This is a genomic window from Brachybacterium hainanense (assembly GCF_042434575.1).
Classification (GTDB): Bacteria; Actinomycetota; Actinomycetes; order Actinomycetales; family Dermabacteraceae; genus Brachybacterium; species Brachybacterium hainanense.
The window spans coordinates 40,568-61,844 of record NZ_JBHLSV010000012.1 but is presented as its reverse complement, the minus strand read 5'-3'; the positions used below and the strand labels follow the sequence as shown (position 1 = coordinate 61,844).

The window sequence follows — 21,277 nt, the reverse complement described above, 5'->3', positions numbered from 1 at the left end:
AGGGTCGACAGAGCCCAGCTCACGGTCGTTGAGTCACTGGCCATGAAGGCCTCTCTCGATCCTCCCCGCCTTGCCCGCTTCTCCCGCCTCCCGCAGGTAGCGGACGGCGGTGCTGACGAGTTCCCGCAGCCGCTCGATCTCCCGCTCCGCGGCATAGCCTCGCGGCTGCTGACCCCATGCCCGGGCGAGGGCGAAGCTCGGTGCCCACTCGCGGAGGAGGTCGTGCTCGTGCCGGTTCCCTGGTTCGAAGCCCTCGGCCTTCAGCGAGTCCTCCCAGCTGCGCAGGTAGAGGTCGACGAGCTCGGGCTCCGCGGCAGCGAACGCCTCTGCCGCCTTGAAGGCGGTTCGGAACGAGAGATGCCACCTACCGTGCCGGTCCTGATAGTTGGCGGGATCGTCCACGAAGGGAGTTCCTGACAGCCTGCCTCGAGCCCAGTACCGCTCTGCCGAGGCGGCGTCGGTGTCCCATCGCCTCTGGAAGCCGGTGTACTCCCCGCTGGCAATCATCACCGCCGAGATCGCCTCCTCCGACACCCCGTCCCATGCGAGCTTGTTCGCGGCCTCCAGCCGGGCGGCGCGTTCCTCGTCCCGGAGGAGCTCCTTCCGCTCCTTCCACAGACATACCAGCTGACGCGTCAGGATCCATTCGTCCAGCCCCTCCAGCTCACCGCCCTCGTAGCGGATCCTGCACTGGCGCACGTGGACCGGACCGATGTAGGTCACCTTGATGAGCGGGTCGCCCGTGCGGGAGCCCTTGGGCCGGAGCGCGTACTTCCGCCCCTTCGCGAGCTCGTCCTTCTTCATCGCTCCATCCTCACCGGAGAGACGCGTCGACGCCAGAGTCCACTGCGGCTTCCGGACGCCGCCCCGACCGCGAAGAGGTGGGAGAGCCCATCCGCGAAGGGCGGACGGGCTCTCGTCAGGCGAGGGGGCGGTCACTCGGCAGAGCGTGCTGCCCTCTCTGCGTCGACGCGCTTCTGGAACCCCGACTCCGTCTCTCGGAGCTCGACGTTGACCCAGAGTCGCCGGTCATGATCGGGCTCCTCGTACTCGGCCTCGACGATCTCGAAGTCGACGACTCGACTCGCGTGGATGAAACGCCCATCGAGGACGGACCACGGAATCTTCTCGAGGTCAGCGACCACGAAGACGGAGCCCGCCCAGATCATCGCGGCCTCGCTGATCTGATCGAAGTCCATCTTCTCGATCTCGGCCGGTTCGTGCCAGCGCCTGAGCGCATCCTTCGCGTCGATGCGGGCGTCGAACTCCTTCTCGAACTTCTTGCTGTCGAACGGGCCCTGTTCGATGATCTCTTCGATGGTCGCGTTCTTGAACATGTGTCAGCCTCCTGGGGCAGGTGATCGCGCCGGCGAAGCCAGCACTCGACGTGGACTGCAGTGGCGAACGGGTCGATTTGGCAGCGTGTGCTACCCTTTCATCCGGTCCGGTGATCTTGGGCAGACTCATACCTCGACCTCATTCACCGAGAACCCGGACGAGCTCTGCTCGTCAACAACAAGGCGACCAACGAGCAGAGCTCAAGTCCACGTCCTGCCCGACTCCGTCCGGGCCACGAAGACGAGACCGCCGCCCCGTCCCTCGAACGAAGCCCGGCGCTCCGCCGCAGCGGCAGCCCGAGCGCTCGCGCCCTCGGGCAGGGACGTGCATCTGTGACGCGCCCGGGCGACGCGCGAAACAGAGCGGGCGTCAGCCGACGGGCCGAATCAGCTCCGGACCGTCCCCGCGCAGCGGACCCACCGCATGGAATTCGAGCTCCTCGATCACGGGAGCCGCGGCGTCGACCATCGCATCGACGAGGGGCTGCGTCCCCTCGGTGCCAGGATCGAGCCACTCCTCCTGCACGCTCTCCGGGAGGATCAGAGGCGCGCGATCGTGCAGACCAGCGACGGGCCCGGCCGAAGGGCGGGTGAGGATCGTGGCTGTGAGCAGCCATTCCGGGCTCTCGCCGCCCTTGGGCTTCCACCAGGAGTAGAGGCCCGCGAAGAACACGGGTACGCCGCCCGGCGCATGGATCCAGTGAGGGACCTTGGTGCCGTCCTCGCCGGTGCGCCACTCAAAATAGCCGGCTGCGGGCACGAGTGCTCTGCGGCTCTTGAGCGGACCTTTCCACGTCGCCTTCTCGGCGATCTGCTCCGCGCGCGCATTGAACGTCGGGAACTTCAATTTCAGATCCTTCGCCCACGGCGGGACGAGCGACCACCTCGCCGTGCTCACGCGCCGCGTGATCTCGCCGTCATCGAGAGTCTCGAGGAGGATCGGCATCGTCTGGGTCGGCTTGAGATTCCAGGTGCTCCACGGCTCCCACTCCCGCCAGTTCCTGCCGGTGGACTCGACCCAGGCTGCGATCGCCGCGTTGACGTCGTCGTCGATCGCGAACCGTCCGCACATGGCCGCCTCCTCCGTAGGGTGCGGTCATCGTAGCCACAGGACCGCAGGACGTCATCAAGCCCAGGGGTTCGCGTCCCGCCAGTGCGCAGCCCACCACGGATCACGCCGGTGACGCCCGCTGCGCGGCTTCGTGCTGCGCAGGTCGACGGCCTCGAGGATCCAGGACCGCACTGCGCCGTCGAGCTCGTCCCAGCGGTCGGCCCACTCGATCGCGAGGATCACCAGCTCAGCGTGACGGCTGGAGATCATCACCGAGCCCGGCGGGAGTGCACGGTCCCGATTGGAGTTCGTCACTTCGACGCGGGTCCCGGAGATCGTCAGGCGCAGCCGGATCACTATCCCCTCGACGACGGACATCGCCTGCATGTGCGCGTGATGGATCTCCTCGGGCAGTCCGCTCATGCCGGCTCCATCGTCCCGGGGTCCTGAGACTCCTCACCCAGTCCGGCCCAGAGATCGACCTCTCCGGCCGCAGCGAAGGAGCTCGCCCGTTCGAACCACGGCACGACGCGCTTCCCGGTCTTCCGCTCCTCGATCTCCAGCCGGACCCTGTAGGCCCACTCGGCGTCTGCTCGTCTCGACATGAAGACAGGATCAGCCTGGGTACCGACGGACGAGCGACGAGCACGGCCTGCAACCCATCCGCCGAGCACAGCTCCAGGCCACGGGCCCCTCCCCAGGCGACACGGGTCGCGAGCGCCTCGGGCACGCCTTCGAGCTGCGAGGCGTCCCCGGCCTGCTGCTCGGCGTGCTCGCGGGAGTAGGTGCAGTGGCCGCAGAAGCGCTTCTCTCAGCCGCCCCTCCACGGGGTGAAGCGAGAGGGGTGCCCTTGGGTCCCGGGACCTGGGTACCGAAAGCCCTGGGACCTCAGTCCCGCTTCGTGCTCCAGCACGGTACCTGAGGCCGGGGTGCGCTCGCTCGGGCGTCGCATCGGCCGTCAGCAGATTCGGGGGAATACGTCCTTCGCCGTCACCGCAGACGAGGCCCGCCGCAGGTCCGCCGAGGCTCGACGGCCTCGGAGCCCGGATCGCCTGGATCTGCCCGAGGCACGGATTGCAGTTCATCGTGGACCCCTTCGAGCACCTCCGCTGATCCCGAGGTGCTACTGGCCGCCGTCCTCGCGGAAACGCTCAGCGCGCAGCCGCGCCTGAAAGCCCTGGATCCGCTCGGCGCGCTCGAGCGCAGCGACGCTCCTCGCGATCTCCTCCTCGGTGATCGGGCGGGACAGGCGCTCGGCGAGTCGTGCGGAGTACGCGTCGAAGACCCTGCTGATCGCCTCGTCCCGCGCGACCAGGTCGTCGACCACGGCCTGGAGCCGGGCCGCGAGCGAGACCGGGTCGTCCCCCTCCTCGACGGCGACCGCCCGACCGACCTCGGCCACGCCCGCGACGACGATCGAGACGTCTTCCCCGTCGCCGACGACGAGGGCCTGGCAGAGGTGGTCGGAGGGCAGGGCCAGGAGCTCGACCGCGAGGAGCGCGACCGCCACGCGATCGCGCTCCTCGGCGGGCAGCGCATCCCAGCGCCGCAGGACCTCCCGGCGGTCCTCGGTCAACGCCGCCGTCCGCGGTAGTCGTCGGGCAGAACTCCCTGGTAGCGACCCGTCTTGACACGCGTCGGCCGCGAGCCGTGGTTCAGCCAGACGACGAGCTTCGCGAACGAGTGCCACAGTCGGCCGCAGAGCCACCAGCCGAGAGCGCAGACCCCCGTCATGACGAGGATCGGGAGGTACTGGTCCCCCATCACGCTCAGAACGGAGGTCGAGCCCATCACCATGACGACGAGGATCCCGCCGAGCGGCCGTCCCCACTTCCCGATACCGAGCACGTGCGCCTCGAGCGGTGCGGCCTCGCGGTCGTGCTCGCGCTGGAGGCGATCGAGCTCGGCGGCCCGCATCGCCAAGCGCCTCTCGTGCCGGCGGCGGTCGAGCTCCGGGTCGAGCGGCTCGAAGTCTCGATCGTCCCAGGTCACGCGTCGACGTCCTCGGACGGATGGGCAGCCTTGTAGGCGCGGTACACGCGCTTCGGGATCACGCCCCGGGCCGCGACGTGGTAGCCGTGCCGGCGGGCCCAGTCCTTGATGGCGTCCCGCTCCTCGCGGGTCGTGTCGGGCACGAAGCGCTTGGGGACCTGCACCGGCCGGTCAGGCTCGCGGCTCGCGGCCCAGTAGGGCCGGAGCAGCTCGTCCAGCTCGGCGCGCTCGGCCTCCGTGAGGTCGACGACGCGCCACTCGGCGTCGAGGCCGAGGGTCACAGTAGCGGCGTCAGGGGCTCCAGACAGGTCGGAGATGATGGTGTGAGCGATAGCCATGATTGCGTCCTCTCGACGATCGATCAGGGTCTTCGTCGGCTCGGACGCCGAGCGACGCGCGATGCGCTCCCCTGCTCCTCGTCGACCTGCGCCTCGGACACGGCGGCGTCGCAGGCGTCTGCGACGCCCTCGCCTTCGGCGTCCAGGACCTCCTCCCAGTCAGCGCCCATCGCTCAGCCCTCGGACCCGCAGTCGGACTCGAACGCCTCCAGCAGCGCCTTGCCCGCGTCCGAGTCGTCCTTGACGTAGACGTCGCCGCCGAAGCTGATCGAGGTCTCGCTGACGGTCACCTGCTCGGTGCCCGTGCGCTCGTTGCGGGAGTCGTCCCCGGCGACGGTCCAGATCACCTGGGTCCGGTCGTCGTTGAACTCGCCCATGCTGGTGACCTCGGGCTTCTCGTACACGCCCTCGCACTTGTACTCATGGTGCGTCAGCTGCCCGTCCTCGACCACGAGCTGGCCGAGGTTGGAGGTCCCGTTGACGTCCTCGATGTAGTAGGTGCCGTCGGCGCTCGAGCCGCCGGAGCACCCGGCGAGGGCGAGCAAAGCCGCCGCCGCGACGGCGATCGCCGATGCTGAGGTGGCGCGGCGGACGGTGGTGGCTTCGGACACGTTGGGACCCCCTGGGTGCGTCGGCTTCGAGACGTCGACGCCACAGTCCGTCCAGGCAAGCAGACGTCCCAGATCGGACAGGCTGCCGACTCGCACTCGAGAGTACACGAAATAGGCGCGTTTAGGTGACTGTGCAATAGAAGTGACTCCGCAAGTGTGGAGGCGTGCCCATTCCAGTCCCAGATCTTCATGCCCTTGGCGTCGAGATCGCACGTCTCCGTCGGAACCGGGGCATGTCCATCGACAGACTGGCAGAGGCAGCGGGGGTACACCGGAAGACCATCATCGAGATCGAAGCCGGACGGGTCGCCGCCAGGGTCTCGACGCTGCACGCGATCGCCCACGCGCTGGGGACACCGCTCACCGAGCTGGTCGCACCCCTGTGCGCGAGGCATCTCAAGTCGGTGCAGACGCCTACACCGATCATCTAGAGCGAGCCTCGGGCGAGACGTCTCCGCGCCATCCGACTCGCTCGCGGACTCACCCAGGAGCAGATCGCCGAGGAGCTCGGCGTCACGGTGCGCTACTACCCCGGGCTCGAGCGCGGCGAGCGGAACCTGACGCCCGACTCGGTGGACGTCCTGGCGGAGCAGTTGGGCGCAGCAGTGAGGTTGACGGTCGAAACGACGTCACCCGGGCAGCCTGATCATCGGTCACAGCGCGCCCGTCAACAATGCGGAGCGCCGTTGAAGGACGATCGAGGCGATATGAGCGGCGGCCGTCTGCGGTGACTCGTGCTCCCAGATGCGCACGGTGATCCATCCCGCGTCTGCGAGCCGGAAGTCGGTGTCAGCGTCCCGTTCCCGATTCCGGGCGATCTTCCCCGACCAGTACGCGGAGTTCGCCCGCGTCTCCCGCCGGCCGTGCTCGGGGCACCCGTGCCAGAAGCAGCCGTCGATGAAGACGGCGACCTTCGCAGGACCGAAGACGATGTCGGCCCGCCGCCGCAAATTCGGCAGCGGGGCGCGGTCGACGCGGTACCGGAGCCCCATCGCGTGCAGGAGCCTGCGAACGGCGAGCTCCGGAGCGGTGTCCCGTGTGCGCTGCAGCTGCATCCGGCTGCGGACGCCCGGGGTCGACGCGTAAGACGTCGCCGCGGACTCGGGCCGACTGGTACGCTCGCTCGTTCCTGGCCGCCCAGCCATGCCTCAATCATCCAACTCTTCAGGCGACGGGTCGACACCCCTACCATCGGCGTCTGGGTCAAGGACCTGCGCCGGCGTGTTCAGCAGCGCGGAGATGTCGGCGAAGAGGTCCGTGAGGTCGAACAGGTGCTCCTTCATGTGGAGCCACCGCTGGTACTTCTTCGCATTCGCATGATCTCCGGTGAGCGTGGACGGCGGCACGCCAGCGCCTGCCGGGATCCTGGAGAACGGCGCGTAGAGCTCGAGCAGCATGCGCTTGTTGACGTGGTAGACCCGGTCGACCAGCGGGTCGGTGCTGAGGTGGCGGAGGATGTTCGGCTGGAACTCACTGACCCCGAACGCGATCTGCAGGTCGGGCCGACGCCGCCTGTAGAAATACGACTCGTGCAGGTAGGTGCCGATCCGCTCCTTGCGCAGCGTCCACTTCGTCGAGATGAGCAGCCGGAAGTCGCGCGGGCCGAACAGCACCAGGTCGGGCTTGGAATGGTAGCCGACAGGGGCCAGCTCGAATCCCTGCAGCGTGTGAAGGTCGGGCGTCCGGGACGGGGTGACTCCGCACAGCTTGCCGATGATCACCTGGAGGGAGGTCTCGAACGCCGCCCCCGTGACGTTGGGGTCACGCTTCTTCTGCAGCGGCCCGAAGCCCTGGCTCGACCGCTCATTTCCGTAGGCGGCCCCGATGTGGTCGACCAGAGCGAAGGGGTCGCACGTGCTCCCGGGGACGAGATGGGTGGAGAGGTAGTCAGCTGCCCGGTCGGCGAGGTCGCGCCCTGCGTTCGTCTTGAGCTTGTCGGACTCGACGATGTGAAGATAGTCCTTGCCGCGGTGGTTCTCCGACCACATCGTGATCGCATACACATATGCCCACGCGTTGTCGACGGTCAGATCGCCGAGGAGGGGCGGCAGCGTGTTCTCGACCAGGTCGGTGACCGTCGAGCGGTACCAGCCGGCCGGGAGCTTGAAACTCTTCGCCACGGCTCAGCTGATCCTCGAGCGCAGTTTGCCCGTGGCGAACGCCGCGTGACGGGCATGGTCCTCCTGGCCGCGGAACGCGCGCCACTCGCCCAGGCGGTATGTAGGTGCCCCGCCGCGGAGCCGCACGTCGATCTCGAAGTCCCGGCGCAGGAACTCGACCCGCCGTTCGATCTCGCTGTCGCCCAGCGCCCCGCCGAGGGCCTTGCGCAGCCCTGCGAGCGAGACGAACCCGTCGTGCTCCCGCAGCGCCCGGTACACCTCGTCGCGGTACTGGCTGCCCGTGCCGTGGTCGCTGGCCGAGCGAGTCTCCTTGCGCAGCGCCGAAGCGATCGCCAGCCCGATCGCGCGGGCCACCGGCGGCGGGAACGCGTTGCCGATCTGCCGGTACGTCGCGGTCTTCCGCCCCTTGCGGTCGCCGAAGTCCCACTCGTAACCGGGACCGGCCCATCCCTGGATGCGCGCGACCATCTCGTTGGTCAGCTTGGGCACGAAGTCGGTGGGCACCTCGGGTCCGGGGGCGGCATCTGCGATCCCGAGGCCGTCCACACCCATCGTGCGCCACTCCCGTTTCGCCCGGGTAGGCCCGAGATCAGGGCCGCCGTGCTTCTTGGAGCCGCCTACGATCGTCGGGGCCACGCGGTCCGCACGCTTCGCCCACGCCTCCGCGCCGGGCCAGCCATTCGCGGCCATCAGGTCGTACAGGGCAGAGCCGACCGTCTGCACCACGGGTGTCGGCTCTGGCCAGGAGAAGTAAGGAGCGAACTCCTCGCGGAGGGCCACGAGGATGAAGCGCGGGCGCAGTTGTGGGACGCCGAAGTCCCTGGCCTCCAGCAGCCGCCAGTCGGCGCGGTAGCCCAGCTCGGCGAAGCGGTCGAGAACGGCTTGGCGGTACCCGGCGAAGCGCGGCATGGACAGCCCGCGGACGTTCTCGAGGAGCACGGCGTCCGGCTGCATGCGGCCCGCGGCCTCCACGGCCCAGGCGAACAGGTCGCGCTCGTCGGACGAGCCCAACTGCTTGCCCGCAATCGAGAACGGCGGGCAGGGCACGCCGCCCGCGAGAAGAGAGACGCCCTTGTGCTCCTCTGGTCGCCACACAGACTCGTCCGCGACGTCGCCAACTGCCACTACAGGCTCGGGGTGGCCCACTGCGGACGCGAGTCGAGACAGGTTGCGCTCGAGCGTGGCGGCCGCGTCGCGGTCGAGCTCGACCGCCATAGTGTGTCGGAATCCTGCGAGGTGGAGGCCGAGGCTCTGCCCGCCGGCCCCGGCGCAGATCTCGACCGCTGTCAGCTCGTGGTCGCGCGTGCTTCTGTCCATGATGAGCCCATCATGGCAGGGGTCGTCGCCGCGGCCAGGATGCGCGCCGGCCACCTGAGAACTGGTCGCCGAGGTCACTTGCTGCCCCGTCGGTCGCCGTACCACAGAGGGTCGAATGCTTCGCAGGTATCAGGCGTCGCGGCACGCAGTGCAAGCCCCGACGGGCCGAGCGCGACCTTGCCTGGCCACCCCGGCGCGGCGGAGGCCACGTGCCCGGCGACGTACTCCGTCCGGCGCGGGACAGGGAGGCCGAGCTCTCTCGCCGCTGCTCTCTGCCAGTCGTACGCGCCGCCAAGAATGACGATGCCCTCGGCGGCCAAAGGATCGCGCGCTCCGCTCTGGCCGCCGCGGACGCGGCGGGTGACGTCGAGCTGCGCGGCGATGGTCGCCACGGCGGCCCGGCCGACCACGTTCCCTGCGGTGCGGCGGAACAGCTCGGAGATGCGCGAGGTGCCCGCTCCCGCTGCCAGGACCGCCGCAACATCCGCTTCCGGCATGTGCAGCAGCGTGTTCGGCGGCAGGTCCGCGTCCTTCTGCAGCCAGGCGATCGTAGACCTGCCTGCCGCGTTCAGAGTGCGCTTGGCGTCACGGTTCTGTCCGCCGTTGAGCAGGTCCTCCGACGCGCGGACGACGCCGACCGAGAAGCGGGACTTCTGGTCGCTAGCAGTGATCACCATGCACAGCTCGCCGACGGCCTCGGGCGGGAGCATCCAGCCGCCGACCGACTGGCTGTACTTCGCGTCGACCTCTTGGCCCGCGATGCAGTAATCGAGCTTGACCCCGTCCGCGTACTCGAACTCCCTCTGGAGGTTGATCTCGACGAGCGTGCCGAAGTGGGTCTTTTCGGTCTTGAAGAGCTGGTCCCAGCGGTAGCGCCGCGTCCGCATACCGTCGTAGAGCTGGTCGAAGGTGTCGCGAAGAACCTGCCCCGTGACCGCGCCGCCGGGGTCGAGCCGTTCCATCTCCCGCACGACGCTGTCGCGTGCAGGGTCGTCGGGGAGAGGGAGAGGAAGCTCAAGATTCACGCATGAGACGTTACCTGCGGCCAGGGACATTCGGACCCGACGTGACTGATGCGATCATCGTGGTCCACCTAACCAGGCATCTCCATGTGGCACGGCGCGCCCGGAAGCCCGCTTGACGGGCTGGGTTCGCAAGCATGGCCTGGGCAACTGGGAAAAACACGCAGGCTGCACGCCAGCCACTGATCACGAGAGAGTCATTGCACCGTATGAGGGCCCGTTGGACCAGATCTCCTCGACGCTCGGGTCGTCCAGCAGGTCCTGGAGCGCCCCGTAGCCGCCGATGCGGGCTGCGACCTGGGCGATCACGAGGTCCAGATCTCGCACGGGCGGTACGGAGCCATGCGCGGAGCGCTCGTCGTAGTCGCCTGCGACGTCCCGGATCAGGTGCTCGAGGCCGCCGGCGCGGACGTCGAGACCGCGGCGACGGATGGCCTCGCGGGTCTCCGCCTCGATGATCGCCTGCGCCTCCACCGGTCCTGCCCCTTCCCCGTGCCCCCATCGCCTGAGGAGAGCCCGAGCGTGCTCTGAGACGATGCTGTGATGCCTGACACCCTACGAGTTCCGGAGCCGGTCCGCCCGACGGGCCGCAGAATTGTGGAAAACTCGCCCGTCGTCGTGCCGTGCGAGGATGGCCACCCCTGCAGCGCCCACCCCGGGAGGAACGATGTCGATGACGCCCCCCGCCCGTCCCGATGATCCCTCGGAGCCCGCGCGGGAGCGGCGGCCCCGCCTGAGCGGGACGACGGCCCGGTACCTGGTGCGTCGCGTGCTCGCGGAGTTCACCCGGCACGGCGGCACCGACCAGGCCGCGAAGCTGACGTACTTCATGGTGCTGTCCGTCGCCCCGACCCTGCTCGCCGTCTTCTCCCTCGCCACCCTCCTGCTCCACGGCATCCAGGACCAGATCTCCGCGCTGATCAAGGACGCGATCGCCCGCTCCGGGGCCGCCGGGGAGGAGCTCGACCTGGGCTCCCTGGTCGACACGACCCTGGACGCGCTGCTGGGCAGCACGACCGGCGGCACCGTCGCCCTCCTGATCGGCATCGGCACCGCCCTGTGGTCCGCCTCCGCCTACGTGAAGGCGTACTCCCGCGCCTCGAACGCGATGTACGAGGTCCCGGAGGGACGCGGTCCGCTGCGCATGAACGGCACGATGCTGGCGCTCACCGCCGCGCTCGTGCTGGGGATCCTCCTGATCGCCGTCTCCCTGCTGCTGAGCGACGGGATCGTGCAGGCGCTGCTGGGCCCGATCGCCGAGCCGATCGGCGCGGGAGGACTGCTCGCCTTCCTCACCGACCAGTTCCTGCCGATCTGGGCGTGGCTGCGCTACCCGGTCGTCGTCGTGCTGCTGTTCGTCCTCGTCTCCCTGCTGAACTGGGGGACCCCCAACATCGCGACCCCGTTCCGCCTCGTCTCCCCCGGCGGTGTGTTCGCGGTCCTGGGGATCGGCCTGGCGATCGCGGCCCTGTCCGTGTACATGGCGCGCTTCGCCTCGTACTCGTCCTATGGTGCGATCGGCTCGATCATGGCGGTGCTGTTCGCGCTGTGGGTGATCAACACCGTGCTGCTGCTGGGAGCGCACGTCGACGTCGAGTACGACCGTGCCCTGCGCCTCGAGGCCGGGAAGCCGGCGGAGGACGCCCTGGATCTGCCCCAGCGCGCCCGCGGCGCGGCGGAGAAGGCGGAGCAGAAGTACGAGGCGCTCGTCGACGAGGGCCGCGACATCCGGCTGCGGAACCTGCACCGCAACAGCGATGCGTACACCGCCCCGGAGCTGCGTCTCGAGCCCCATCAGGGTCCCGCCTCGGACCGGGAGGGATGAGGAGCCGATGTGCGGACGCTTCGCCCTCTTCCGCGGTATGGATCCGCTGGTCGACGACCTCGACGCGATCGACCTGACGGGCGGTTCCGTCCCTCCGCGCTGGAACACCGCGCCGACCGTGCCGGTCGCTGTCGTGACCGAGTCCGTCGACCGCGCCTCCGGAGAAGTCCTGCGCGCCCTCCGGGTGGCGCGCTGGGGGCTGCTCCCTCCGTTCGCGAAGGATCTGTCCTTCTCCGCCCACACCTTCAACGCGCGTCTGGAGACCCTCGACCGGAAGCCGTCCTTCCGCGGACAGCTGGCGCGCTACCGGGCGCTCATCCCGATGGACGGCTACTACGAATGGCGCCGCTGCGAGGACGACCGCACCAAGCAGCCTTTCTTCATCACCCCCGCCGACGGCACCCCGCTGTACATGGCCGCCCTCGTGGCCTGGTGGCGCGGCGACGGCGGCCACAGCGGCCCCGCCGCGAGCCCCGACGGCGCCTGGCTGCTGAGCGCGAGCATCATCACCCGGGCCGCCGCTGGAGGACTCGCGGAGATCCACGACCGTACCCCGGTCATGCTGCGGCGCGCGGCGGTCGACGCCTGGCTCGACCCGCAGCTCTCCTCCTCCCGCGAGGTCATGGCCTTCCTGCACGAGGAGGCGCATCTGCTGCCCGATGCGGCCCTCGAGCTGCGGCCCGTCGGACCGGCCGTCGGGAACGTCCGCGTGGACGGGCCCGAGCTCATCGCGCGCGTCTGAGACCCGCCGCACCAGGGACCGCGCTCATACCGCGGTCCGCCCCGCTGCGCCGTGATTCCGCCCGCGGGAGGACGCTCGGGCGCTCCTGCGGCCCTAGGCTCGAAGGATGAGCACCCCCGATCGCCGTCTGCCGTCCCGCAGCGGCGCCGCGCCCGTCCGCCGGGACGCCGCACCCCCGCGGCGCGGCTTCGACCCCTTCCGCTGGGTCGTGGAGCATCCCGGCTGGGTCGACCTCGTCGTGTTCGGCGGGGCGGCGACGGTCCTGCTCTGCCTCAGCGTGCTCAGCGGCACCTGGGAGCTCTGGGTCCCGTTCTCGGTCCTCATGATCGGGGCGGGCGCCTTCCTCCGCACCCGGACCGGCTGGGCGACCCTCGCCATCGGCGTGCTCGCCGTGCTCCACTTCGTCCTCGGGGAACCCTTCCTGATGGGCGACGTGATGATCTTCTACGCCCTGTTCTGCGCGACCGTGCATGCCGCCCCGCTGGTGCGGCGCCTCGCCCTCGGCGCCGCCTTCTTCGGCGCCTTCCTGCAGGCGGCCGGGGTCGCCGTCGGCGTCGCCGGCTACGCACAGTCCGCGCAGGAGCTCCTCGAGGCGGTCATCGCCTTCTTCAGCTCGCTGTTCGTGGGCTGCATCGCCGTGCTCGGGACCTGGGCCATCGGCCGCTACCAGCACGTCCGCGTGGACCAGCTCCGGCTCGCCCGGGAGGCGGCGGCCCAGGCCGTGCAGCAGCGCGAGCAGCGCACCGCCCTCGCGGTCGCCGACGAGCGCGCGCGCATCGCGCGGGAGATGCACGACGTGGTCGCGCACTCGCTGTCGGTGATCATCGCACAGGCGGACGGCGGCCGCTTCGTGGCCGCGCAGAGCCCGGAGAAGGCCCAGGAGGTCCTCACGACCATCGGCTCCACGGGCCGCGCGGCCCTGGCCGACATGCGGGGCCTGCTCGGGGTGCTGCGCCAGGAGGAGGAGACGAGCTTCGGACCGCAGCCGGGACTGGACATGCTCGACGACCTGGTCGGGCGCGTGCGCAGCGCCGGACTCGCGGTGGACCTCGAGCGGCAGGGCGATCTCGCCGCCGTGCCGCATGCGCTCAGCCTGACGGTGTTCCGCGTCGTGCAGGAGGCGCTCACGAATGTCATGAAGCATGCGGGGCCCGGGGCGAGCGCCCGCATCCGTCTGCTGCACGAGCCCGGCATGCTCCGCCTGGACGTGCTCGACGACGGCCGCGGGCACGACCCCGACTCCGACGGCCAGGGCCACGGCCTCACCGGCATGCGCGAGCGGATCTCCGCCTTCCACGGCGAGCTCCAGACCGGTCCGCTGCCCGGCGGCGGCTACCGTGTGAGCGCACGCATCCCCCTGCAGCCCCCCGCCGCCCGTGGAAGGATCTCCTCATGACCGCATCCGCTCCCCTGCGCATCGCCCTCGTCGACGACCAGCCGCTGGTCCGTGCCGGATTCGCGATGGTGATCGACTCCCAGCCCGACCTCGAGGTCGTCCTCCAGGCGGACGACGGAGCCGCGGCCGTCGAGGCCCTCGCCGCCCGGAGCGTCGACGTGGTCCTCATGGACGTGCGCATGCCCCGGATGGACGGGATCGAGGCGAGCGCCCGGATCCTCGCGCAGGCGCCCGAGGGGCGCGCACCGCGCATCATCGTGCTGACGACCTTCGACCTGGATGACTACGTGGTCGCGGCGATCCGCGCCGGGGCGAGCGGCTTCATGCTCAAGGACTCTCAGCCGGAGGAGCTGCTCGCGGCGATCCGGACCGTCCACCGCGGCGACGCGGTGATCGCCCCCTCGGCGACCCGCCGGCTCATGGAGCAGATGGTCACCTCCGCTCCCGCCGTGGAACCCGACACGAGCGTCCTGGACTCCCTCACCGAGCGCGAGCGGGAGGTCCTCGTCCTCATGGCCCGCGGGTTCTCGAACACCGAGATCGGGGCCGAGCTGTTCGTCGCCGAGGCCACGGTCAAGACGCACGTCGGCCGCGTGCTGTCCAAGCTCGGCGCCCGCGACCGGGTCCATGCCGTGATCACCGCTTTCGAGACGGGGCTCGTGCGCCCGGGATCATGATCCCGGCTCCCGCGTCATACCGGGGGCGGACGTGGCCTCCTGCGCAGGTCCCACACCGGGCCGGAACCACGAGACCGGGCGCCGATGCCGGTCGGCCCTGCCGCAGGGGAGGCTGGTGGGGTACCGACCACCAGCGAAGGAAGCTCCATGTCATCCTCCCCCGCATCCCCCGCCGTGACCGCGCCCGCTGTGCGCGCCCGTGACCTGCGCCGCCACTACGGCCACGGCGACTCCCGCGTCACGGCGCTGGACGGCGTCGACCTCGATCTGGACCGCGGCGCCTTCACCGCGATCATGGGTCCCTCGGGCTCGGGCAAGTCCACCCTGCTGCACGTGCTCGCGGGACTGGACGCGGCGGACTCCGGCAGCATCGAGCTCGACGGGACGGAGCTGACGGGCCTGGACGATGACGCGCTCACCCGGGTGCGCCGTGACCGCATCGGCTTCGTGTTCCAGTCCTTCAACCTGCTGCCGATGCTCACCGCGGAGCAGAACATCCTGCTTCCCCTGGATCTGGCCGGCACCCGGGTGGACCGTGCGTGGTTCGACACGATCACCGCGGCCTTCGGCCTCACCGACCGCCTCGACCACCTGCCCTCGCAGCTCTCGGGCGGGCAGGTGCAGCGCGTGGCGATCTCGCGGGCGCTGATCGGCTCGCCTGCCGTGATCTTCGCCGACGAGCCGACCGGCAACCTCGACTCCCGCACGACCGAGGAGGTCCTCGACTTCCTGCGTCTGTCGGTCGACGAGTTCGGGCAGACCGTCGTGATGGTCACCCACGAGCGCGATGCCGCCGAGCGCGCGGATCGCATCGTCTCCCTCGCCGACGGCCGCATCGCGCACGACGAGCGGGCGCCCTTCGCCCCGGCACCCGCCCACCGCGCCGCGGGAAGCGCCCGATGAGCCGCCCGCAGAGCCGGCGTCGCGCGCGCCCGCAGCTGACGCCGCTGCGCCGCCACGTCGCCGCGATCATCACGATCGCCCTGTCCACCGCCTTCGTCGCCGTCCTCGTGCTCGCCGGCAACCTCATGACCGCCTCGATCGACCAGAGCTCCGAGGCCCCGTTCCGCGGCGCCGATCTCGTGATCGACATGAGCGGCACGGATCCGGTCGAGAATCCCGACGGCACCCTGAGCGCCCCGCCACGTCCCGAGATCGAGGGCGTCGAGACGATGTGGGCGACCGGGTCCAGCTACGTGCAGATGCGGCCCGCCACGGGCGGGGGCGCCTCCCGCTTCGTCGAGCTGCGACCGCTCCCTCCCCAGGAGGCGGCTCCGACCGCTCTGCGCGAGGGCCGGGCCGCGAGCGCCCCGGACGAGATCACCCTGTCCCCCGGCGCCGCCGAGGACTTCCAGGTCTCCGTGGGCGAGGACCTGCTCGCCCGGACCGTCGACGACCAGGGCGAGGAGCACGAGACCACGCTGCGGGTGACCGGCATCGTGGAGTCCTCCGACACGGGTTCCGCGCTGTTCTCCTTCGACTCCCCCTGGGCGGTGCTGACCGAGGCCAACGCACCGGTCCTCACGGGCGCGCCCCTGGGTGCGTACACCTCCGTGTGGCTCGCCTCCGTCGAGCCCGGCGCCGATCCCTCGGCCATCATCGCCTCCTCCTCGAGCGACGCCATGCAGATCCAGACGGCGGAGCGGGCGATCGCCGATGCCAAGTCCCAGGGACTGTCCGGAATCGTCGCGATGGGCTCGATCTTCGGCGTCTTCGTCGTGATCGCCCTGGTCACAGCCGCAGTCGTGGTCGGCAACACCTTTACCGTGACCCTCGCCCAGCGGACCCGGGACCTGGCTCTGCTGCGCACCCTCGGCGCGACCCGGCGCCAGGTCGCCGCGACCGTGCGCGGGGAGTCGCTGCGGGTCGGGCTGCTCGGCTCCGCCGCCGGCATGCTCCTGGGCCATGTGCTGGCCCAGCTCGCGCTGCTGGCCGCTTTCGCGCTCGGCTGGACCCCGGGGCTCGGCATCGTGCCCGCGAGCCTGCTCTCCGTGCTCCTTCCCCTGGGCGCCGGCGTCCTCGTGACCGGGATCGCCGGGATCGCCCCGCTGCGCCGGGCCACGGGGGTCGCTCCGCTGGAGGCCCTGCGGCCCGTCGAGGCGAGCAGCAGGGGCGCGGGTCGGCTGCGGGCCGCCGGCTCCGTGGTGGTGTTCCTGGTCGGACTGGGCCTGCTGCTGGCAGGGACCGGCATCTCCCTCGGCGGCGCCCAGGGCATCGGCCTGCTGATGGCGATCCTGGGCGGCGTGCTCAGCTTCGCGGCCGCGCTCATCGGCCTCGTGGTGATCACGCCGGTGGCGACCTCGCTCGTCGGGCGCCTCGTGCGGCGCATCGGCGGTGTCCCGGCGACTGTCGCCGCGGCCAATACGCTCCGGCATCCGCGGCGCAGCGCCGCCACCATCTCTGCGCTCCTGATCGGCACGACCCTGATGACGATGATGGCCGTGGGCGCCCACACCGCGGAGGTCTCCCTGACCGCCGATCTCGACAACCGGAAGCCGGTCGATGTGATCGTCCGCGCCGATGCGATGCCCGAGGACGCCCTCGCGCAGGTCGAGTCGGTGCAGGGCGTCGCCGACGCGGTGATCGTGCCGACCGCGGAGCTGGACGTCGACTCCGCCGACACCATGACCCTCTACGGTCCCGCCGCGGAGCAGATCGACGGCATCGCCGTGCGCGATGACATCTCCGCGAAGATGGCGGACGGCGTGCTGCTCACCGGCGGCGACCGGGCCCAGAAGTTCGGGCTCCACGACGGACAGGAGATCACCGTGCCGGCCGCGGGCGGCGGCACCGTGCGGCTGACGGTCCGCCTGGACGGCAACCTCTCGATGAGCCTGCTGACCCCGGCGACCTTCGCCGAGGTCGCCGGGCCCTCGAGCGCGACCTCGATGTTCGTGCGCCTGGCGTCCCCGGACGACCCGGCACGCGGCGGTCTCGACTCGATCACCGTCCTGATGAACCTCCAGGATTGGCTCGAGGAGAGCGGCTTCGAGAACGTGCGCGCGACCGGGGACGGCATCGAGCGCGAGATGTACGGGCAGATCCTCGGCGTGCTCCTCGCCATCACCCTCGGGATGCTCGCGGTCGCGGTGCTCGTCGCCCTGGTGGGCGTCGCGAACACGCTCAGCCTGGGCGTGGTCGAGCGCACCGGCGAGAACGCGCTCCTGCGAGCCCTGGGCACGACCCGCACGCAGATGCGGGCGATGCTCGCCTGGGAGGGGCTGCTGCTCGCTCTGATCGGCGCGGCCCTCGGCGTGGCGCTGGGGATGCTCTACGGCACGACCGGGATCATGGCGATCTTCGGAGCGACCTTCCCGACCGTGGTCACGGTGCCGTGGGTCCAGGTCCTGACCGTCATCGGGCTCACCCTGCTCGCAGGCCTGCTCGCCTCCGTGCTCCCGGCCCGGCGCGCGGCCTCCACAGCCCCGGCCCAGGCCCTCGCGGCAGAGGGCTGACTCCCCGCCAGGGATCGGGCGCAGCACGAACCGGAGGCGGGCGGCGCGAGCCCCCGCCCCCGGGCGCCGAGCGGGGGATCTCGTCCGTCCCCGCTCGGCGGAGGCGCGCCAGGTCCCCCGCTCGTCACGCCGGGCCGTCGGCGCGCGTCCCCCTCACCGGCGGGGGCGCGCGCCGCGCGCGTCGGCGCCCTCGCCCGGAAGCGGGGTCGCCCGCACGATCTGGGTGAGCAGGACGAAGGCGGCGATCGCGGCGAGGATCGCGACCGCGCCCTCGAGCAGCATGCCGGCGGTGATCAAGCTCCCGCCCACCAGGGCCTGGAACAGCTGCCAGGTGATCCCGTAGCCCACGCCGAAGCGGCCGCGCTGGAGCACCGAGCGAGCCGCCGCCAGCAGCGCGAGCGCGAAGACGACCAGGAAGACCCCCAGCCCCGTCCCGAAGCGGCCCCCTCCCTCGACCTGCGCGATCACGGCGAAGGCGAAGGTCGCCAGCCCCAGCAGCGCGAGTCCTTCGAGGCCCAGGAGCACCGCCGCGGGTCGGCGGAGACGGGGCAGCGCGGGCGGCTCGGCGCGGGAGGGATCCATGGACCGCATGCTATGACAGGGCCCCTGGACCCGCGTATCGGCCGTTTCGACGCAACCCCTTGCGCTGTGGGAAGTGCCACCCAGCTGACCTGCGCAGACCCTTGTGAGGGTTCACCGGCCCGGCAACAATGGAGGAAGCCCGCCGCTGCGCCCCGAGGGCTCCACCGAGCACCACCCCGGGGTTCGTCGCGGCCCGAACACGAATCATCGCCCGTGGCCCGCGGACGAGACCACCGCCGTGTCGGATCCTCCAGGTCCGGCGGGGCGACCCGGAAAGAGAGAGTGACGATGGACTGGCGCCACCGCGCAGAGTGCCTCACGCAGGATCCCGAGCTGTTCTTCCCGATCGGGAACACGGGACCGGCGATCACGCAGATCCAGGAGGCCAAGGCGGTCTGCCAGCGATGCGACGTGATGACGGCGTGCCTCAAGTTCGCCCTCGAGACCGGTCAGGACTCGGGCGTCTGGGGCGGCCTGTCGGAGGATGAGCGCCGCTCCCTCAAGCGCCGCAACGCGCGCGCCCGTCGCGCCGGCTGAGAGCCCGCCGCAGAGCATCCAGGAGCCCGTCGCCGTGCGCGACGGGCTCCTGTCGCATCCGCTACCGGCCCGAGCCTCGTCGCTCAGACCGCGATCGGGTCCAGGTAGACGTCCACGATCGCCCGCGTCCCGCCGGAGGGACGATTCTCCCAGGTCAGAGTGCCTCCCAGCTCTCCCTGCACGAGGGTCTGGGCGATATTGGTGCCGAGGCCCGTGGGGCCGCCGCGGCCGCCCATCCCCACCCCGTCGTCCTCGATCGAGATGACGAGATGGCTGCCCTTGCGCTCGCTGCGCACCGTGAGGGTGCCCCCCGTCGACGACAGGCCGTGCTCGACCGCATTGGTCGCCAGCTCCGTGACGACCAGGGCGAGCGGCGTCGCCTCCTCGGCGCGCACGGCGCCGGCCTTGCCCTCCTTCGAGGTTCGCACCTCGACCTGCGCGCCCTCGATCGCGGGGGCCCCCTCCTGCCGGACCGAGGCGCTCGCGGCATCCACGGCGAGGCGCAGGCAGCGGTCGATCACCTCGTCGAAGAACACCGTCTCCTCGCTGCCCTGCAGCAGGGACTCGTGCACCAGCGCGATCGTGGAGACGCGGCGCATCGCCTCGGCGAGGGCGGCACGGGCCTCCTCCGACTTCATGCGCCGGGACTGCAGACGCAGCAGGGCCGCGACCGTCTGCAGGTTGTTCTTCACGCGGTGATGCACCTCGCGGATGGTCGCGTCCTTGGTCATCAGCTCGCGCTCGCGACGACGCAGCTCGCTCACGTCCCGCACCAGGATGATGGCGCCCGTGCGCGTGCCCGCCTCGGTCAGCGGGACCGCCCTCAGCGACAGGGTCCCTCCGCGGGCCTGCATGTCGCTGCGCCAGGCCGCCCGGCCCATGAGCACGAGGGGCAGCGACTCGTCGACCGGGGACCGGGACTGGATGACCTCGGTCGAGAGCTCCGCCAGGGTGCGCTCGCGCATGTCCCCCGCGACGCCGAAGCGATGGAACGCGGACAGGGCGTTGGGCGAGGCCCACTGGACGACCCCCTGCGCGTCCAGCTGCACGATCCCGTCGCCGACGCGGGGCGCTCCTCGCCGCGGCGGGATCGGGGCTCCGGCGATCGGATAGGCCCCGGCGTCCATCATGCACAGCAGCCGGTCCCCGAGAGCATCCATGCGGGCCTCGGCGGTGCCGCTCCCGGTCTCCTGCCCCGAGGTCTCGATCGTGATCGCGGCCAGCAGCTTCCCGTCCTTGCGCACCGGTGCGAGGCGCAGGTAGGCGGGGCGGCCCTCGCGCTCGACGCCGCGGCCGCCCCGATCGACGGCATCGCCGCGCAGCAGTCCCGCGAGCAGGCCCTCCACATCGGCAGGAGCCGGGTCACCGACCGGATCGTCGTAGTAGACGGACTGCCCGGTCGAGGGACGGCAGTGGGCGATCGCGATGATCTGCTCCTCCCTCCGCACCCAGAGCACCAGGTCGGAGCGGAGCAGGTCCGCGACCAGGCTCCAATCCCCCACCAGCAGCTGCAGCCACTCGGCGGCGGGAGAGACGGCTCCGGTGGCATCGGAGAGGAACTTCGTCAGGCTCGGCATGCGACCCAGCTTAGAAGGTGTGCGGACGGCGGCGGTGCACCGGCCCGGGTCCGGCCGGGCCTGACATAGAGTTGGGCGCATCGACGACCCCTGGAGGACATGACCCATGAAGCTGACGGAGACCCTGAGCCTGCCGCTGCCCGCGCAGGACGTAGCCGCGATGTACGCAGACCCCCGGTACGCGCAGGTGCGCGGGGAGGTCCTGGGCGCGCAGAGCGCGTCCTCCCGCGTGGAGGGCGACGTCGCCGGGGCGTTCACGGTCTCGACCGAGCTCTCGATGCCGACCGATCGGGTCCCGGACATCGCCCGCCCGTTCGTGGGCTCCTCGATCACGGTCCGCGAGGTGCAGTCCTGGTCGGCGCCCCAGGCCGACGGTGCGCGCACCGGCACGACCGACCTCGTCGTCGTGGGCACCCCCGCCTCGATGACGGCCGCGGTCACCATGACCCCCGCGCAGACGGGGACGACGGAGATCGTGATCGACGGCGATCTGGTGGCGAAGATCCCGGTGCTCGGCAAGCGGCTGGAGAAGGCCGCCCTGCCCTACGTCTCGCGGGTCCTGAAGGCGGAGCAGAAGGCCGCCCGCACCTATCGCGAGGGCGCCGGCTCCTGAGCCCCTGCTCCGGAGCCTGTCGTCCTCGGAGGCGGCGTCCGGAGCCACCCCCGAGGCGCGCCGCTCCGGCCCCAGCCGTCCTCAG

Annotated in this window: 25 protein-coding genes and 1 pseudogene; 10 read left to right on the top strand and 16 right to left on the bottom strand. The window is 70.9% G+C overall.

Features of this window, described 5'->3' with window-relative positions; genetic code table 11:
• Positions 1-33 precede the first annotated feature (33 nt).
• The 9 genes from ACFFF6_RS11220 to ACFFF6_RS11180 form a co-directional block, all read right to left on the bottom strand.
• Complete coding sequence (locus ACFFF6_RS11220) at positions 34-804, bottom strand: hypothetical protein (RefSeq protein ID WP_376980700.1); 771 nt, start codon at positions 802-804, stop codon at positions 34-36.
• A 131-nt stretch (positions 805-935) separates the two neighbouring features.
• Entirely contained in the window at positions 936-1,337 is a 402-nt protein-coding gene (locus ACFFF6_RS11215; RefSeq protein WP_376980698.1) for a hypothetical protein, read from the bottom strand.
• Positions 1,338-1,707: 370 nt separating this feature from the next.
• Positions 1,708-2,409, bottom strand: a complete 702-nt coding sequence (locus tag ACFFF6_RS11210) for an SOS response-associated peptidase (protein WP_376980696.1) — start codon at positions 2,407-2,409, stop codon at positions 1,708-1,710.
• A gap of 54 nt (positions 2,410-2,463) precedes the next feature.
• Entirely contained in the window at positions 2,464-2,811 is a 348-nt protein-coding gene (locus ACFFF6_RS11205) for a hypothetical protein (protein WP_376980694.1), read from the bottom strand.
• Positions 2,808-2,993, bottom strand: coding sequence for a hypothetical protein (locus tag ACFFF6_RS11200; protein ID WP_376980692.1), 186 nt, complete (start codon positions 2,991-2,993; stop codon positions 2,808-2,810). The genes ACFFF6_RS11205 and ACFFF6_RS11200 overlap by 4 nt, the downstream gene beginning before the upstream one ends.
• Before the next feature lie 518 nt (positions 2,994-3,511).
• Positions 3,512-3,964, bottom strand: a complete 453-nt coding sequence (locus ACFFF6_RS11195) for a hypothetical protein (RefSeq protein ID WP_376980690.1) — start codon at positions 3,962-3,964, stop codon at positions 3,512-3,514.
• Positions 3,961-4,380, bottom strand: a complete 420-nt coding sequence (locus ACFFF6_RS11190; protein WP_376980688.1) for a hypothetical protein — start codon at positions 4,378-4,380, stop codon at positions 3,961-3,963. The genes ACFFF6_RS11195 and ACFFF6_RS11190 overlap by 4 nt, the downstream gene beginning before the upstream one ends.
• Positions 4,377-4,718: an Lsr2 family DNA-binding protein gene (locus ACFFF6_RS11185; RefSeq protein WP_376980686.1), complete on the bottom strand. Its 342-nt coding sequence runs from the start codon at positions 4,716-4,718 to the stop codon at positions 4,377-4,379. Before ACFFF6_RS11185 ends, ACFFF6_RS11190 begins: the two co-directional genes overlap by 4 nt.
• A gap of 173 nt (positions 4,719-4,891) precedes the next feature.
• Positions 4,892-5,329 (bottom strand): hypothetical protein, encoded by a 438-nt coding sequence (locus tag ACFFF6_RS11180; RefSeq protein ID WP_376980684.1) that lies wholly within the window; start codon positions 5,327-5,329, stop codon positions 4,892-4,894.
• A gap of 164 nt (positions 5,330-5,493) precedes the next feature.
• Here ACFFF6_RS11180 and ACFFF6_RS11175 point away from each other — a divergent pair, with 164 nt between their 5' ends.
• Together ACFFF6_RS11175 and ACFFF6_RS11170 are read left to right on the top strand one after the other, a co-directional pair.
• Positions 5,494-5,760 carry a helix-turn-helix transcriptional regulator gene (locus tag ACFFF6_RS11175; RefSeq protein ID WP_376980682.1) on the top strand — a complete coding sequence of 89 codons (267 nt, stop codon included), beginning with the start codon at positions 5,494-5,496 and terminating at the stop codon, positions 5,758-5,760.
• A 21-nt stretch (positions 5,761-5,781) separates the two neighbouring features.
• Positions 5,782-6,060 (top strand): annotated as a pseudogene (locus tag ACFFF6_RS11170) (helix-turn-helix domain-containing protein); the annotation flags it as partial.
• On the opposite strand, the gene ACFFF6_RS11165 reads toward ACFFF6_RS11170, so the two are convergent.
• The 5 genes from ACFFF6_RS11165 to ACFFF6_RS11145 all read right to left on the bottom strand — a co-directional run bounded on the left by ACFFF6_RS11165 (position 5,983) and on the right by ACFFF6_RS11145 (position 10,262).
• Positions 5,983-6,384, bottom strand: a complete 402-nt coding sequence (locus ACFFF6_RS11165; protein WP_376980680.1) for a very short patch repair endonuclease — start codon at positions 6,382-6,384, stop codon at positions 5,983-5,985. The pseudogene ACFFF6_RS11170 and the gene ACFFF6_RS11165 sit on opposite strands and share 78 nt — an antisense overlap.
• A 93-nt stretch (positions 6,385-6,477) precedes the next feature.
• A complete protein-coding gene (locus tag ACFFF6_RS11160) occupies positions 6,478-7,449 on the bottom strand; it encodes a hypothetical protein (RefSeq protein WP_376980678.1) in 972 nt (323 codons plus the stop codon).
• Between the two features lie 3 nt (positions 7,450-7,452).
• Positions 7,453-8,766: a DNA cytosine methyltransferase gene (locus ACFFF6_RS11155; protein WP_376980676.1), complete on the bottom strand. Its 1,314-nt coding sequence runs from the start codon at positions 8,764-8,766 to the stop codon at positions 7,453-7,455.
• Between the two features lie 74 nt (positions 8,767-8,840).
• Positions 8,841-9,791: a NaeI family type II restriction endonuclease gene (locus ACFFF6_RS11150; RefSeq protein ID WP_376980674.1), complete on the bottom strand. Its 951-nt coding sequence runs from the start codon at positions 9,789-9,791 to the stop codon at positions 8,841-8,843.
• Between the two features lie 183 nt (positions 9,792-9,974).
• Positions 9,975-10,262: a hypothetical protein gene (locus ACFFF6_RS11145; RefSeq protein ID WP_376980673.1), complete on the bottom strand. Its 288-nt coding sequence runs from the start codon at positions 10,260-10,262 to the stop codon at positions 9,975-9,977.
• Between the two features lie 199 nt (positions 10,263-10,461).
• Here ACFFF6_RS11145 and ACFFF6_RS11140 point away from each other — a divergent pair, with 199 nt between their 5' ends.
• From ACFFF6_RS11140 to ACFFF6_RS11115, 6 genes are all read left to right on the top strand, one after another.
• Positions 10,462-11,613, top strand: a complete 1,152-nt coding sequence (locus tag ACFFF6_RS11140) for a YihY/virulence factor BrkB family protein (RefSeq protein WP_376980671.1) — start codon at positions 10,462-10,464, stop codon at positions 11,611-11,613.
• A gap of 7 nt (positions 11,614-11,620) precedes the next feature.
• Complete coding sequence (locus ACFFF6_RS11135; RefSeq protein ID WP_376980669.1) at positions 11,621-12,355, top strand: SOS response-associated peptidase; 735 nt, start codon at positions 11,621-11,623, stop codon at positions 12,353-12,355.
• 106 nt (positions 12,356-12,461) lie between these two features.
• On the top strand, positions 12,462-13,751 hold the full coding sequence (locus ACFFF6_RS11130) for a sensor histidine kinase (RefSeq protein ID WP_376980667.1): 1,290 nt from the start codon (positions 12,462-12,464) through the stop codon (positions 13,749-13,751).
• Positions 13,748-14,428, top strand: coding sequence for a response regulator (locus ACFFF6_RS11125; RefSeq protein WP_376980665.1), 681 nt, complete (start codon positions 13,748-13,750; stop codon positions 14,426-14,428). The genes ACFFF6_RS11130 and ACFFF6_RS11125 overlap by 4 nt, the downstream gene beginning before the upstream one ends.
• A gap of 147 nt (positions 14,429-14,575) precedes the next feature.
• Complete coding sequence (locus tag ACFFF6_RS11120; protein ID WP_376980663.1) at positions 14,576-15,331, top strand: ABC transporter ATP-binding protein; 756 nt, start codon at positions 14,576-14,578, stop codon at positions 15,329-15,331.
• Entirely contained in the window at positions 15,328-17,883 is a 2,556-nt protein-coding gene (locus ACFFF6_RS11115; RefSeq protein WP_376980661.1) for an FtsX-like permease family protein, read from the top strand. Before ACFFF6_RS11120 ends, ACFFF6_RS11115 begins: the two co-directional genes overlap by 4 nt.
• Positions 17,884-18,036: 153 nt before the next feature.
• Here ACFFF6_RS11115 and ACFFF6_RS11110 read toward each other — a convergent pair whose 3' ends face one another.
• Positions 18,037-18,465, bottom strand: coding sequence for a hypothetical protein (locus tag ACFFF6_RS11110; protein WP_376980659.1), 429 nt, complete (start codon positions 18,463-18,465; stop codon positions 18,037-18,039).
• 288 nt (positions 18,466-18,753) lie between these two features.
• Here ACFFF6_RS11110 and ACFFF6_RS11105 point away from each other — a divergent pair, with 288 nt between their 5' ends.
• The gene (locus tag ACFFF6_RS11105) at positions 18,754-19,002 is read left to right on the top strand and encodes a WhiB family transcriptional regulator (RefSeq protein WP_038372899.1); all 249 of its coding nucleotides are present in this window, start codon (positions 18,754-18,756) and stop codon (positions 19,000-19,002) included.
• A gap of 83 nt (positions 19,003-19,085) precedes the next feature.
• Here ACFFF6_RS11105 and ACFFF6_RS11100 read toward each other — a convergent pair whose 3' ends face one another.
• Entirely contained in the window at positions 19,086-20,579 is a 1,494-nt protein-coding gene (locus ACFFF6_RS11100; protein WP_376980656.1) for a sensor histidine kinase, read from the bottom strand.
• A 106-nt stretch (positions 20,580-20,685) separates the two neighbouring features.
• On the opposite strand from ACFFF6_RS11100, the gene ACFFF6_RS11095 reads away from it, so the two are divergent.
• On the top strand, positions 20,686-21,192 hold the full coding sequence (locus ACFFF6_RS11095) for a DUF2505 domain-containing protein (protein ID WP_376980654.1): 507 nt from the start codon (positions 20,686-20,688) through the stop codon (positions 21,190-21,192).
• Positions 21,193-21,277 lie beyond the last annotated feature (85 nt).